At 67.2% G+C, this 13,204-nt stretch carries 12 protein-coding genes and 1 pseudogene; 11 read left to right on the top strand and 2 right to left on the bottom strand.

Annotated features, from left to right (window positions below):
• The 5 genes from I53_RS26500 to mmsB all read left to right on the top strand — a co-directional run.
• On the top strand, nt 1-394 hold a 394-nt coding region (locus tag I53_RS26500), incomplete at its 5' end, for an SDR family oxidoreductase (protein WP_043356513.1).
• Between the two features lie 117 nt (nt 395-511).
• The gene (locus I53_RS26495) at nt 512-736 is read left to right on the top strand and encodes a hypothetical protein (protein ID WP_043356509.1); all 225 of its coding nucleotides are present in this window, start codon (nt 512-514) and stop codon (nt 734-736) included.
• Between the two features lie 531 nt (nt 737-1,267).
• Nucleotides 1,268-2,329 carry a multiple monosaccharide ABC transporter substrate-binding protein gene (gene chvE, locus I53_RS26490; protein WP_043356511.1) on the top strand — a complete coding sequence of 354 codons (1,062 nt, stop codon included), beginning with the start codon at nt 1,268-1,270 and terminating at the stop codon, nt 2,327-2,329.
• Nucleotides 2,330-2,430: 101 nt separating this feature from the next.
• Nucleotides 2,431-3,966, top strand: a complete 1,536-nt coding sequence (gene mmsA / locus I53_RS26485; RefSeq protein ID WP_043356508.1) for a multiple monosaccharide ABC transporter ATP-binding protein — start codon at nt 2,431-2,433, stop codon at nt 3,964-3,966.
• Nucleotides 3,963-5,189, top strand: coding sequence for a multiple monosaccharide ABC transporter permease (mmsB, locus tag I53_RS26480; protein WP_043356506.1), 1,227 nt, complete (start codon nt 3,963-3,965; stop codon nt 5,187-5,189). Before mmsA ends, mmsB begins: the two co-directional genes overlap by 4 nt.
• Before the next feature lie 300 nt (nt 5,190-5,489).
• On the opposite strand, the gene I53_RS26475 is transcribed toward mmsB, so the two are convergent.
• On the bottom strand, nt 5,490-6,461 hold the full coding sequence (locus tag I53_RS26475) for a polyprenyl synthetase family protein (RefSeq protein WP_043356504.1): 972 nt from the start codon (nt 6,459-6,461) through the stop codon (nt 5,490-5,492).
• Between the two features lie 160 nt (nt 6,462-6,621).
• On the opposite strand from I53_RS26475, the gene mtgA reads away from it, so the two are divergent.
• Together mtgA and I53_RS26465 are read left to right on the top strand one after the other, a co-directional pair.
• Nucleotides 6,622-7,266 carry a monofunctional biosynthetic peptidoglycan transglycosylase gene (gene mtgA, locus I53_RS26470; RefSeq protein ID WP_043356502.1) on the top strand — a complete coding sequence of 215 codons (645 nt, stop codon included), beginning with the start codon at nt 6,622-6,624 and terminating at the stop codon, nt 7,264-7,266.
• A 986-nt stretch (nt 7,267-8,252) separates the two neighbouring features.
• Nucleotides 8,253-8,897 (top strand): hypothetical protein, encoded by a 645-nt coding sequence (locus I53_RS26465; protein ID WP_043356500.1) that lies wholly within the window; start codon nt 8,253-8,255, stop codon nt 8,895-8,897.
• Nucleotides 8,898-8,929: 32 nt separating this feature from the next.
• Here the strand turns inward: I53_RS26465 and I53_RS26460 are convergent, their stop codons facing one another.
• Complete coding sequence (locus I53_RS26460; protein ID WP_043356498.1) at nt 8,930-10,168, bottom strand: argininosuccinate synthase; 1,239 nt, start codon at nt 10,166-10,168, stop codon at nt 8,930-8,932.
• A 201-nt stretch (nt 10,169-10,369) separates the two neighbouring features.
• Here I53_RS26460 and I53_RS26455 point away from each other — a divergent pair, with 201 nt between their 5' ends.
• The 4 genes and pseudogenes from I53_RS26455 to I53_RS26440 all read left to right on the top strand — a co-directional run.
• The gene (locus I53_RS26455) at nt 10,370-10,996 is read left to right on the top strand and encodes a 2-hydroxychromene-2-carboxylate isomerase (protein WP_043356496.1); all 627 of its coding nucleotides are present in this window, start codon (nt 10,370-10,372) and stop codon (nt 10,994-10,996) included.
• 107 nt (nt 10,997-11,103) lie between these two features.
• A complete protein-coding gene (locus I53_RS26450; RefSeq protein WP_043356494.1) occupies nt 11,104-11,793 on the top strand; it encodes a DsbA family protein in 690 nt (229 codons plus the stop codon).
• A gap of 217 nt (nt 11,794-12,010) precedes the next feature.
• On the top strand, nt 12,011-12,583 hold the full coding sequence (locus I53_RS26445) for a F0F1 ATP synthase subunit delta (RefSeq protein WP_043356492.1): 573 nt from the start codon (nt 12,011-12,013) through the stop codon (nt 12,581-12,583).
• Nucleotides 12,584-12,637: 54 nt separating this feature from the next.
• A pseudogene (locus tag I53_RS26440) lies at nt 12,638-13,204 on the top strand (F0F1 ATP synthase subunit alpha); the annotation flags it as partial.

Genomic DNA, 13,204 nt, shown 5'->3' with positions numbered 1-13,204 from the left:
GCAGCATGCCTTTCGGATCATGCGCGATCAGAATCCCCGGGGCGGCNGGATCATCAACAACGGCTCGATCTCGGCGCACGCGCCCCGGCCGAATTCCATCGCCTACACGGCGACCAAGCACGCCGTGACGGGGCTGACCAAGGCGACTTCCCTCGATGGGCGCGCCTATGACATCGCCTGCGGACAGATCGACATCGGCAATGCCGACACGCCCATGGGCGGAAAGATGAAGGCCGGTGTCCCGCAGGCGGACGGCTCCCTGCGTGCCGAGGCGGTGATGGATCCCGACCATGTGGGTCAGGCGGTGCTCTCGATGGCGAGCCTGCCGCTGGAGGCGAACGTGCAGTTCATGACGATCATGGCCACCAAGATGCCGTTCGTCGGGCGCGGCTGAGCCGCCCCGGATTCGCGACGGTCGGCCGCCGTCGATGGGCGGCCCCGGTCATGCCGGTGCTGTCCAGGTACGCCTCCTGCGGTGCGTTTGCAGCGCTACGCCCGGAACCGACCGGACATGGTCGCGCCGGTCGCTCCGCGGCCCCATGGTCGAGCCTCGTTCCAGGGGCGGATCGCGATCGCGGCCGCCGGAACGTCGCTGATCGCGCGAAGCACGCACAGCGCGTTGCGCATGAAGGCGAACCCTGAATCGATCCGGCGAGCCGGCCGGGCCGATCACGTCGTCGCAATCTTCTCCTGTCCGATCGGGATGCCGCCCAGCACGGCGACAGCGAAGCGGTGACCCCGACAGGCGACCTCGTCGTGTCCGATGGTCGCCCGATCGCGGCCGAGAGGCGGCCGTCAGCGCCCTGATACTCGACCTGCCGCGCAAGGCTCTCGCGCCCGGCACAGCCACGTATTTTTGACGCGCAAAGCCAGGCGGGCCGATTGACGGCCCAATTCATAACTCATACAAATAGGTCACGAAAAACGGGTTGGATGCAGCCAATTCCATAGGAGAGGAGATCGCGCGTCTCGCGCGCTGACGTCGGCGGTTCCGGGAGGCGACCTTTTGAAGAGCCCGATGTCCAGTTAAAAAGTCTCAATGGGCCCGGCGAATAGATATGTGCAGCCGTTTCTCGCGCCACATGTCGGCTGTATCGCAGTGGACGTCCGGTTGCATCGGCGTTTGTGACAATAAAACGGTTCGTTGAGTTCGTATTTCGCGATCTCGGCAAAGCGAGATCGTCAATTTGATCGGATAAATATAACGATAAGAAGGGGGAAAATCATGATCGTCAAGCAGTGGATTTCCGGGATAGCCAAGAAGAAATTGCGCTCCGGACCGTCAATCCTGAGTGCTGCGCTTCTGGGGGCGCTCGCCGTGACATCGGCACAGGCCGCGGGCAGCGATCCCATCGGTGTCGCCATGCCGACGAAATCCTCCCAGCGCTGGATCGACGACGGCAACAACATCGTCCGATTGCTGAAGGCCAAAGGCTACAAACCCGACCTGCAATACGCGGACGACGACATCCCGACGCAGCTCGCCCAGATCGAGAACATGCTCACCAAGGGGGCAAAGATCTTGGTGGTCGCCTCCATCGACGGCACGACCCTGAGTGATGTCCTGGCCAAGGCGCATGAACGGGGCGTCACCGTCATCGCCTATGACCGGCTGATCAAGGGAACGCCGAACGTTGATTACTATGCGACTTTCGACAACTATAAGGTAGGCGTTCAGCAGGCCACGTCGATTGTCGACGCCCTCGGACTGAAGGAGGGCAAGGGGCCCTTCAACATCGAGCTGTTCGGCGGTTCGCCCGACGACAATAACGCATACTTTTTCTACGACGGCGCCCTGTCGGTGCTGAAACCCTACCTGGATTCGAAGAAGCTCGTGGTCCGCTCGGGCCAGTTCGGAATGGACAAGGTCTCGATCCTGCGGTGGGATCCGGCGACTGCCCAGGCCCGGATGGATAACCTGCTCTCGGCCTATTACGGCACCGCGCATCTCGATGCCGTGCTGTCGCCCTATGACGGCATCTCCACGGCCATCCTCTCCTCGGTCAAGAGCGTGGGCTACGGGTCCGGCGGTGTGACGTTGCCGGTGGTCAGCGGCCAGGATGCCGAGCTGCAATCGGTCAAGTCGATCATCGCGGGCGAGCAGACGGCCACGATCTTCAAGGACACCCGGGATCTGGCGAAAGTGACGGTGGCGATGATCGACGCCATCGAGGCTGGCCAGCAGCCCGAGGTCAACGACGTGAAGACCTACAACAACGGCAAGAAGATCGTCCCGTCCTACCTGCTGACGCCGGTGATCGTCACCAAGGCCAACTGGAAATCGGCCCTCGTCGATACGGGCTACTACAGCCTCGACCAGCTCAAGTGATCGAAGCCTGGCCGGAGCCCGCCGGCTCCGGCGATTCCCATCCTCGCGCCGCACGAGCCGGCGCGGGGGCCGAAGGTGCAGTCCGAGCTGGTAGGCGTCGCATGCAGCCCGTCCTCGAAATGCGGGGAATCTCCAAGACCTTCCCCGGCGTGAAGGCCCTCGACGACGTCAACCTCACCGTCGAGCCCGCCGAGATCCTCGCCCTCGTTGGCGAGAACGGTGCCGGGAAATCGACGCTGATGAAGGTTCTGAGCGGCGTCTATCCCCACGGATCCTACGCGGGCTGCATCACCTATGAGGGCCGGCCCGGCCAGTTCCGGAACATCTCCGACAGCGAGCGCCTCGGAATCGTCATCATCCACCAGGAACTGGCCCTGGTCCCCTATCTGTCGATCGCCGAGAACATCTTCCTCGGCAACGAGCCGGCCCGCTTCGGGATCATCGACCGGGGCCGGGTTTCCGCCCGGGCGCGTGAGCTGATGGCGATGGTGGGCCTCGATGAGAGCCCCGACACCCTCGTCACCCATCTCGGTGTCGGCAAGCAGCAACTCGTGGAGATCGCCAAGGCGCTCTCCAAGGAGGTCAAGCTGCTGATCCTCGATGAGCCGACTGCGAGCCTCAGCGAGACGGACAGCGAAGCCCTGCTGCGGCTTCTGCTGCGCTTCAAGGCGCAGGGCATCGCCTCGATCCTGATCTCCCACAAGCTCAACGAGATCGCGAAGGTGGCCGACCGGATCACCGTCCTGCGCGACGGCACCACCGTCGAGACCCTCGACTGCCGCAGCGGCGCGGTCGATGAGGACCGCATCATCCGGGCCATGGTCGGTCGCACGCTGGAGAACCGCTATCCGGTGCGGACGCCGCGGATCGGCGACCTTCTGATGGAGGTCTGCGGCTGGACCGTTCACCACCCGCTTCACGGCGATCGCGCGGTGGTGCGCGACGTCAGCCTGACCCTGCGCAGGGGCGAGATCGTCGGGATCGCCGGCCTGATGGGCGCGGGCCGAACGGAACTCGCCATGAGCCTCTTCGGCCGCTCCTACGGTCAGGGCGTCCGCGGCACCGTCCGGATCGACGGCGCCGAAGTCGACGTCTCGACGATCGATCGGGCGATCGCTGCGGGCATCGCCTACGTGACCGAGGACCGCAAGCAGCTCGGGCTCGTGCTGGGCGAGGACATCGCCCGGAACACGACCTTGGCGAACCTTCCGAAAATCTCCACCGCGACGGTGATCGACGAGGAGGCCGAGCAGCGGGTCGCCGGCGGCTATCGCACCAAGATGCGCATCCGCTCCTTCGGGGTGACGCAGCAGACCGTCAATCTGTCCGGCGGCAACCAGCAGAAGGTCGTGCTGAGCAAGTGGCTGTTCACCCAGCCCAAGGTGCTGATCCTCGACGAGCCGACCCGGGGCATCGATGTCGGCGCCAAGTACGAAATCTACAGCATCATCAACGAACTGGCCGAAGACGGGCGCGGTGTCCTGATGATCTCTTCGGAGATGCCGGAGCTGCTCGGCCTCTGCGACCGCATCTACGTCATGAACGAGGGACGCTTCGTCGCCGAGTTCTCGCGCGCCGAGGCCAGCCAGGAAGCGATCATGCGCGCGATCATGCGCTCCAAGGGCCTGAACGGATGACCGACATCACGATGAGCAAGTCCATGCTTCCCGGCGGCGACGTTGGCGGCGACACGGCCGCAAGCGAGCCGCGGGGCCGACGCGGCCGGCTGCCGATGGCGCAGTTGCGGACCTACGGGCTGCTCTTCGCGCTGGCGCTGATCACGGTGTTCTTCGAAGTCGCCACCGGCGGCGTCCTGTTCCAGCCGCTGAACCTGACGAACCTCATCCTGCAGAACAGCTACGTCGTCGTGATGGCGCTCGGGATGCTGCTCGTCATCGTGGCCGGCCACATCGATCTGTCGATCGGATCCGTGGTCGGCTTCGTCGGCGCGCTCGCAGCGCTGTTGATGGTCCGCTTCGGTTTCGACCCGCTCTCCGCCTCCGTGCTGTGCCTCGCGGTCGGCGCGGTCATCGGCGGATTGCAGGGCTACTTCGTGGCCTATCTCGCCATACCGAGCTTCATCGTCACCCTGTCCGGAATGATGGTGTTTCGAGGCCTGACCCAGGTGCTGCTGCAGGGCACCTCCATCGGCCCCTTTCCGGAGGTGTTCCAGCTGCTGGCCAAGGGCTTCCTCTCCAACTTCGCCGGACCCGCGACGTCCCTCCTGATCGCGCTTGTCTTCGTCGCCTCGCTGGTCGGTTTGAACTGGCGGCGGCGGCAGGCGCAGGTGAGGACCGGAGAGGCGGCGCAGAGCTTGGCGAGCTTCATCGGCCGCAACGGTGTGACCGCCGTCCTCATCCTTGCCTTCGCGTGGCAGATGAGTGCCTATCGGGGCCTGCCCAACGTCCTGCTCGTCCTGCTGGCGCTGGTGATGCTCTACGGCTTCGTCACCACGCGGACGACGATCGGGCGCCGGATCTATGCGCTGGGCGGCAATATCAAGGCAGCCCGCCTCTCCGGCATCAAGACCGAGCGCCTCACCTTCCTGACCTTTGCCAATATGGGTGCGCTCGCCGGCCTCGCCGGCATGATCTTCGTCGCCCGGCTCAACACCGCGAACTCGAAGGCCGGCGTCGGCTTGGAGCTCGACGTGATCGCGGCTTGCTTCATTGGCGGCGCCTCGGCGGCCGGCGGCATCGGCAAGGTGTCGGGCGTGGTGATCGGCGCGTTCATCATCGGCATCATGAACAACGGCATGTCGATCCTGGGAATCGGCGTCGACTGGCAGCAGGTGATCAAGGGCGTCGTACTGCTCGCCGCCGTGTGCCTGGATGTCCACAACAAGAACAACCGGCTCTGAACAGCCGGTCCGCGCCGCGACAGACCGAGACCGGACCACGTCCGCGCAAGCGGCGATCGGCCCGCGCGGGTCCGCTTCCCCCGCATCCGAATGGAACGGTGCCGCTCTGTGCCGGCGCGCTGCGGGCGCAAGGCCCGCAGCTCCACGGGTACCCACGTCCCGCAGGACTGTGCCGCCGTGCTGCTCTCGCGGTGGCGCGTTGGGCCGACGAAGCCGCCGCGCCTGAGCCGGGGGCTTCACCCGTCCGGCCTTCCTCGGCCCCCCGGATCGAACCGACAGGGGACGGTACTGCTGAAACGCTCAGGTCTTGCGCGCCACCGTGAAGCGGGCGGCGTCCCGCAGGATGCGTGCGCCCTCGCCCCAAGACGAGACCGCGTCCTCGCAGACGCCGACGAGGCGGTCGCATTCGGCGCGCGCGCCGTCGATGCCGAGACGATCGACCAGCGTCGCCTTGCCGGCATCCTTGTCCTTGCCGGTGGCCTTGCCCATGGCCTCCGGCGAGGCCTCCCGGTCGAGGATGTCGTCGGCGATCTGGAAGGCCTGGCCCAGGGCGAGGCCGTAGCGCAGCAGGGCGGCCCGCTGGCTCTCGTCGGCGCCCCCGACGATTGCGCCGGCCTCGACCGAGAAGGCCAGGATCGCCCCGGTCTTCATCGCCTGCATCCGCAGGGTGTCGTCCACGTCCATGTTGGCAACGCCGAACCGGCCCTCGGCGGTGAGGTCGAGAAGCTGGCCGCCGACCATGCCGCCCAGGCCCGAGGCACGGGCAAGGCCGAGGACGAGGTCGGCGCGGATCCGCGCCTCCGGCTGCCAGGTCGGATCGGCCACGATCTCGAAGGCCAAAGTCTGCAGGGCGTCGCCGACCAGGATGGCGGTGGCTTCGTCATAGGCCTTGTGCACCGTCGGTTTGCCGCGGCGCATGTCGTCATCGTCCATAGCCGGCAGATCGTCGTGGACGAGACTGTAGCAATGGATCAGCTCGACCCCCGCCCCGGCGGCGAGGGCCGCAGCTTCGGATCCGCCCAGCATCCGCGCCGTCTCGATGGCGAGGAACGGCCGCAGCCTCTTGCCGCCGCCGAGCACCGCGTGGCGCATGGCCTCCATCAGGCGGGACGGCCGTGCGATCTCGCCGGGGCCGACGTCCGGTCCGAGGCGCTCGACCAGGAAGGTCTCGACCTTCCCGGCGACCTCCGTCAACCTGTGGGTAAAATCGACGGCTGGCGTGCCTGCCTTGACCGAACCGGTCGGTGCCTGCGTTGAGGGGGTCGGGGTCATCGGGCGCTACGTCCGGTCCTGGCCTTAGAAACCAATCGAGCGTCAGTTGAGCGGGAACGAACTCACGGTGGATGGGGCGGGACGCAGGCGAGAGACGGCAGGTCGTGACCTTCCGCTCGCGCGCCCGCGGCGCTCCCGCCCGGTCCGCCGGATCGTCGGGATGCTGCTCCTGCTCCCCGCGATCGGATTCGTCCTCACGCTGACGTTGGCGCTCGTCTATAGCGCGGTGATGCCGCCGTCGACCCTGATGCTCGGGCGGTGGTTGACGCTTCAACCGGTGAGCCGCGATCCGGTCCCGCTCTCGGGCATCGCGCCCGTCCTGCCGCTGGCGGTGATCGCCTCCGAGGATCAGCGCTTCTGCCTCGATCACGGCGTCGATTTCGGCGCGATCCGCGACGTGGTCGACGATGAGGATTCGCCGAGCCGCGGCGCCTCGACCATCGCCATGCAGACGGTCAAAAACGTCTTCCTGTGGCCGGGCCGGTCCTACATCCGCAAGGCGGTCGAGATCCCGCTGGCGCTGGCGCTCGACACGCTCTGGGGCAAGCGCCGGATGATGGAGATCTACCTCAACGTCGCCGAGTGGGGCGACGGTATCTACGGGGCGCAGGCGGCGAGCCGGCACTGGTTCGGCAAGGACGCGAGCCGGCTGACCCGGAACGAGGCCGCCCTCCTCGCCGCCGTCCTGCCCAATCCGATCACCCGCAGCGCCGGTCGCCCCTCTCCAGGCGTGCGCCGCCGCGCCGCGCGGATCCAGGCCATGATGGGTCAGATCGATGGGCTCACCGGCTGCGTGCGGCGGTAGCGGCCCGGTCCCGGTCAGGGGCGCGATCGTCGGCTGTCCCGGGGCCGCCGCTGACGGGACGGATGCCTGGCCAACAGCGGGTGAGCTTCAGTCGTGCGGATCCGGCTGAGTCCAGAGCCCCGGACCGAGCGTTGCGGCATCGTCCGTGCCGTGCGCCCTGACAGCCGCGCCGTCCGCAATCGGCGCGAGTCCGCAATCCGGTCTTCAGCGGCGGCGGATCGAACCATAGGCGATCCCGCTTTCAATCCGGGCGCGCTGCGTGCCCGTCTGAAGTCCGAAGGGTTCGCGTTAGGCGCGTCGATCTGTGTATCGTACGCGCTGCAGGGAGCGCCGGCCCTCTGCAGCTCGGCGCGAGCGGGTCTATGATTGGCCGCCGCCTTGTCGGCGAAGGGCGCTGCCTCGCGCCGAGCCACGAATTGCGTGATCGCAGTCCGACGCTCAGCTTGGCGTGAGAATTTCCCGCGTCGTACGGGTACTTCCCCGGCGTAAGCTCAAGACAAGGAATTGCTATGCCATTATATTGAGTCGATATTATGCGGTGAGCAATATGACATTGCGGCTTTAATGCAAATATTTGTATCGTATATATCCCAAAAATCAGAAAATCTTACGCCAATTCGTGGGCAATTTCTCGGGTTCTGTAATCGATCCGTCGCCGGCGCGCGGCTCATACCGAAACAGATCTTTCCACTGGTGCCCCTCCCGCACAATCGCCCGCGAACGCCCGATCTCCACGATATCGGCTGGATGGACGTCGGCCGGAACTGTGCCCGCTTTCACGAGGCGAACGGCGTGGCTGCGATCGCTGGTGAGGACCGGTGAGCAGATCATACGCGGAGCCGCCTTCGCAGAGTTGGGCGAGCCGCTTGGTACATCCCTCGGCCGGGCCTGCTCACTCAAAGAGCATCGGGGTCGGCAGCGGTAGCAACGGCCGAATCCGGTCTGTAAGAGGAGCGTCACCCCCTGAGGACGCGGACCCACACACGATGAGCGATGCCGTCTACGACCTGAGCCTGGAGCGCATCGCCCTGATCCGCCGGATGGTCGTTGCCTGGGATGGCGCCGAGCCCGGGGCGCCGACCGTTCACCCGGCGGCGCCCTATGGCAGCCTGGATCGCGACGGCGACATCGCCAACGTCACCGGGGACGACGAGGGCGCCGAGGAGGAGCACCGGTCGCTCGAGGACGGCCTCGCCGTCTTCGTTCAGAACGCGCAGCTGAAGCCGGGTCGATACCAGTACCACAATGGCTTGGCGAAGCTCGATCCGGGCGCGGTCGGCGACGTTTTCCGGGATGCGGCGACCGGCGAGACGCCGGACGTCATCACCTTCGCGGTGACTCCGGAGCACCTTGCCTTGATCCCACGGCTCAACGTCGGCTGGAACGCGGCGCAGGGTGTTCCGCACGTCGACCCGCAGCGGCCCTACGGCGAAGACGCCTCCTACACCGCCGCCATGACACGCCATCTCGCCGCGGTGGCCGGGGCGGCCGCGAACGACGACGACGATTCGGAGGCGCGGCTGGTGCGCCTCCATCGCGAGCTGCAGCCGGCCCTGCAGATCTTCCTGCGCTACGCCGATCTCGGGCCCGGCGCCTTCCGGCGGTCGGCTGCGGGCTGGCAGCCCGCCTGACGCGCTGCGGCGTCGGCGGGCCCCGGCGAGCCTCAGCCCTCGCGCTTCTTGCGCTGTGCCAGGGTGCGCAGCCGGAGCGCGTTGAGCTTGATGAAGCCCGCCGCGTCGCGGTGGTCGTAGGCGACGGCGCCTTCCTCGAAGGTCACCAGATCCTGGTCGTAGAGCGAGTGCGGGCTCTCGCGGCCGATCACGTGGACGCCGCCCTTGTAGAGCTTCAGCCGCACCGTACCGGTGACCTTCTCCTGGCTCTTGTCGATCAGCGCCTGGAGCATCTCGCGCTCCGGCGAGAACCAGAAGCCGTTGTAGATCAGCTCCGCGTATTGCGGCATGAGCTGGTCCTTCAGGTGCGCGGCGCCGCGATCGAGGGTGATCGATTCGATGGCGCGGTGCGCCGGCAGCAGGATCGTACCGCCCGGTGTCTCGTACATGCCGCGGCTCTTCATGCCGACGAAGCGGTTCTCCACGAGGTCGAGCCGGCCGATGCCGTTGGCGCGGCCGAGTTCGTTGAGCTTCGCCAGCAGGTTCGCGGGCGACAGCGCCTCCCCGTCGATCGAGACCGCGTCGCCGCGCTCGAAGCCGATCGTGACGACGGTCGGCTGGTCGGGGGCCTCCTCGGGGGAGAGGGTGCGCGAGTAGACGTAGTCCGGCACCTCGATCGCCGGATCCTCCAGCACCTTGCCTTCGGATGAGGCGTGCAGGAGGTTCGCGTCCACCGAGAAGGGGCTCTCGCCGCGCTTGTCCTTGGCGATCGGGATCTGGTGCTGCTCGGCGAAAGCGATGAGCTGCTCTCGGGAGCGCAGGTCCCACTCGCGCCAGGGCGCGATGACCGTGACATCCGGCTTCAGGGCGTAATAGCCGAGTTCGAAGCGGACCTGATCGTTCCCCTTCCCGGTCGCTCCGTGGCAGACCGCGTCGGCCCCGACCCTCTCGGCGATCTCGATCTGCTTCTTGGCGATCAGCGGCCGGGCGATCGAAGTGCCGAGCAGGTAGACGCCCTCGTAGACGGCGTTCGCCCGGAACATCGGGAAGACGTAATCGCGGACGAACTCCTCGCGCAGATCCTCGATGAAGATGTTCTCGGGCTTGATGCCCAGCAGCTCCGCCTTGCGGCGGGCCGGCTCCAGCTCCTCCCCCTGGCCGAGATCGGCCGTGAAGGTCACGACCTCGCAGCCGTAGGTGGTCTGCAGCCACTTCAGGATGATCGATGTGTCGAGGCCGCCGGAATAGGCCAGCACGACCTTCTTCACGGGGCTCTTCGCGGGAACGGACATGCGACTTCCGGAACTGAGGCGGGGCGTCAGCGGCTTATCGCGGGTGTCACCGGCCTGCAACCGGCGCGCCGTCTCGCGCGTAGCTCTGATGGCGAGAGATCGGCCGCGTTTCGCCTCACGGTGGCCTTGCGGCCGTGCGAGAAATGGCGCGGGCGTTGCCAGTCGTCATCGCCGCAAGAGTGCATCGGAGAAGCGAAGTCTATGGCGCGCCAGCCAATTTTGGAGTTCTGGTACGAATTCGCCTCCACCTACTCCTACCTCGCCGCGATGCGCGTCGAGGCGGCGGCGTCCGAGGCGGGCGTGGCGATCCGGTGGCGCCCGTTCCTGGTCGGGCCGCTCTTCGCGGCGCAGGGCTGGACGACCTCGCCCTTCAATCTCTACCTGGCCAAGGGCAAGAACATGTGGCGGGACGTCGAGCGCGAGGCTGCACGGCTCGGCCTGCCGCCGGTGACGCGCCCCGCGCAGTTTCCGCAGAACAGCCTCAGTGCCGTGCGAGTGGCGATCCTGGGCCAGGACCAGGACTGGCTCGTGCCGTTCTCGAAGGCGGTGTTCACCGCGAGTTTCGCCGAGGGCCGCTCGATCGCGGAGCCCGCGGCAGTGGCCCAGATCGTCGATTCGCTCGGGCTCGACGGGACCCAGACCGTGCGCGCCGCTGCCGCGGAGGCCAACAAGACGAAGCTGCGGGTCAGCGTCGAGGAGGCGCGGTCCCGTGGGATCTACGGGGCGCCCACGTTCCTGGCCGATGACGGCGAGTTGTTCTGGGGCAATGACCGCCTGGAGCAGGCGCTGGCCTGGGCGACCGGCGACCGGCCGAAGGGGCTGCGGTAGCGCCACCGTCACGCCGATACGCCATCAAACCGACTCGCCTCCCTGGTTCTGGTCCCGCTTCGCTTCGGCGCGACCGGAGCGGAACCCCGATGCCCTGGACGTGTCCCATGCCTGTTTCCCGTCGCCTGATCCTCGCCGCCGCCGGCATCCTGCTGGGTTCGGGTTTCGGACGGGCGGCTGCGCAATCCTATGGCCAGCGCGTCGCGGTCACGGGCGATGACGGCAAGGCGGTGGCGAACTCGATCCTGCCGGGCGAGATCACCGGGCAGATTCCGGCCTTGCGCGGGGTCACCTATGTGGGACCGCGGGACGCCGCGACCACGCTCTACGAATTCTTCGACTTCAACTGCCCGTATTGCCGGAAGGCCGCCGCCGACGTGGTCGCTCTGCATGCCGGCGACGCGGACCTGCGCATCGGGCTTGTCCACAACCCGATCCTGTCGCCGCAATCGGCTCAGGCCGCCAAAGTGATGCTGGCCGTGCAGCGCAAGCTCGGCTCGGACGCCGCCTGGCGCTTCTATCAGACGCTGCTCGGCAAGCCCGGCCGCATCGACGGGCCCGGGGCGCTCGCCGCCGCGGCCGCGCTGGGGATCCCGCAGGCGGAGGTCGAGGCGATCGCCGACAGCGAGGAGGTGCGCGCGGCGCTCAAGAGCCAGATGCGCATGGCGGCGGATCTCGGCCTCTACGCAACGCCCTCCTACGTGCTCGGCAACAACGGCATCCTGGGCCATCCGGGCGCGCGCGCCATGGCGCAGATGATCGCCAGCGTCCGGCGCTGCGACCGGCTCGCCTGCTGAGGCAGCTCCGGCGTCACACTTCCGCCGTCGTCACGCGCTGCGCGGTGCGCCTGCCGTGTTGCGTGCGGCCATGCTGGCATGCTAGGCGGTCGCCGCGCCGCGAGGACAGGTCTTGACCCTGTCCGTTGCCGGCACGATCCCACGTCCCGAACGGTCACGCACCGCGCTCCTGCCGGAGCGCGCGGAGCGGGCGGGCAACCAGAGAAGAGAGCGACGGGTGGCGCAGAACGGTTCCGAGGCTGGTCCCCTGGTCGCAGGCGTGGCGGGCCGGTACGCTTCCGCCCTGTTCGAGCTCGCGCGCGACGAGCGCCAGGTCGACGCGGTCGCCCAATCCCTCAATCAATTCGACACGCTGCTGAAGGAGAGCGCGGATCTCCGCCGCCTCATCCGCAGCCCGGTCTTCAGCGCCGAGGAGCAGGCAGCCGCCATCGGCGCCGTGCTCGAAAAGGCGGAAATCGGCGGTCTCGCCGGCAACTTCATCCGCCTCGCGGCCGCGAACCGGCGGCTCTTCGCCCTCCCGGACATGATCAGCGCCTTCCGGAGTCTGGTTCAGGATTCGAAGGGGATCGTCCGCGCCCAGGTGCGGGTGGCCGAGAAGCCCTCCGACGCGGTGATCGAGGAGATCAAGGCGTCGCTGCGCGACATCGCGAAGGCCGAGGTCGACGTCGATCTCGTGGTCGATCCCAGCCTGATCGGCGGCCTCGTCGTGAAGATGGGCTCGCGCATGGTCGACGCCTCCCTCAAGACCAAGCTCAACGGTATCCGCCTCGCGATGCGGGCCGCGCGCTAAGCGCCCCCATCCGATCCGAACACGCATAGACGCATCAGCGACAGAGGCCCGAGTATGGACATCCGCGCCGCCGAGATCTCCGCGATCCTGAAAGAGCAGATCAAGAACTTCGGCGAGGAAGCCGAGGTCTCCGAGGTCGGGCAGGTCCTGTCCGTCGGCGACGGCATCGCCCGCGCCTACGGCCTCGACAACGTCCAGGCCGGCGAGATGGTCGAGTTCGAGTCGGGCGTGCGCGGCATGGCCCTGAACCTCGAGCAGGACAACGTCGGCATCGTGATCTTCGGCTCCGACCGCGAGATCAAGGAAGGCCAGACCGTCAAGCGTACCGGCGCCATCGTGGACGTGCCGGTGGGCAAGGGCCTGCTCGGCCGCGTCGTCGACGCCCTCGGTAACCCGATCGACGGCAAGGGCCCGATCGTCTCCACCGAGCGTCGCCGCGTCGACGTGAAGGCTCCGGGCATCATCCCGCGCAAGTCGGTGCACGAGCCGATGGCCACGGGCCTGAAGGCGATCGACGCCCTGATCCCGGTGGGCCGCGGCCAGCGCGAGCTGATCATNCGCGACGCCAGACCGGCAAGACGCCATCGCCCTGGACACGATCCTGACCAGAAGCCGGCCATG

It is taken from the genome of Methylobacterium sp. B1, assembly GCF_000333255.1.
GTDB lineage: Bacteria > Pseudomonadota > Alphaproteobacteria > Rhizobiales > Beijerinckiaceae > Methylobacterium > Methylobacterium fujisawaense.
Note: the sequence above shows the minus strand (reverse complement) of the source record. Positions and strands in the feature narration are given on the sequence as shown.

What these genes read in the sequence shown, in the direction of transcription:
- mmsB (WP_043356506.1), top strand. Translation starts at nt 3,963, where the DNA reads ATGACCGACATCACGATGAGCAAGTCCATGCTTCCCGGCGGCGACGTT.
- I53_RS26450 (WP_043356494.1), top strand. Translation starts at nt 11,104, where the DNA reads ATGCCTGTTTCCCGTCGCCTGATCCTCGCCGCCGCCGGCATCCTGCTG.
- I53_RS26495 (WP_043356509.1), top strand. Translation starts at nt 512, where the DNA reads ATGGTCGCGCCGGTCGCTCCGCGGCCCCATGGTCGAGCCTCGTTCCAG.
- I53_RS26465 (WP_043356500.1), top strand. Translation starts at nt 8,253, where the DNA reads ATGAGCGATGCCGTCTACGACCTGAGCCTGGAGCGCATCGCCCTGATC.
- I53_RS26455 (WP_043356496.1), top strand. Translation starts at nt 10,370, where the DNA reads ATGGCGCGCCAGCCAATTTTGGAGTTCTGGTACGAATTCGCCTCCACC.
- I53_RS26475 (WP_043356504.1), bottom strand. Translation starts at nt 6,461, where the DNA reads ATGACCCCGACCCCCTCAACGCAGGCACCGACCGGTTCGGTCAAGGCA.
- mmsA (WP_043356508.1), top strand. Translation starts at nt 2,431, where the DNA reads ATGCAGCCCGTCCTCGAAATGCGGGGAATCTCCAAGACCTTCCCCGGC.
- I53_RS26460 (WP_043356498.1), bottom strand. Translation starts at nt 10,168, where the DNA reads ATGTCCGTTCCCGCGAAGAGCCCCGTGAAGAAGGTCGTGCTGGCCTAT.
- mtgA (WP_043356502.1), top strand. Translation starts at nt 6,622, where the DNA reads ATGCTGCTCCTGCTCCCCGCGATCGGATTCGTCCTCACGCTGACGTTG.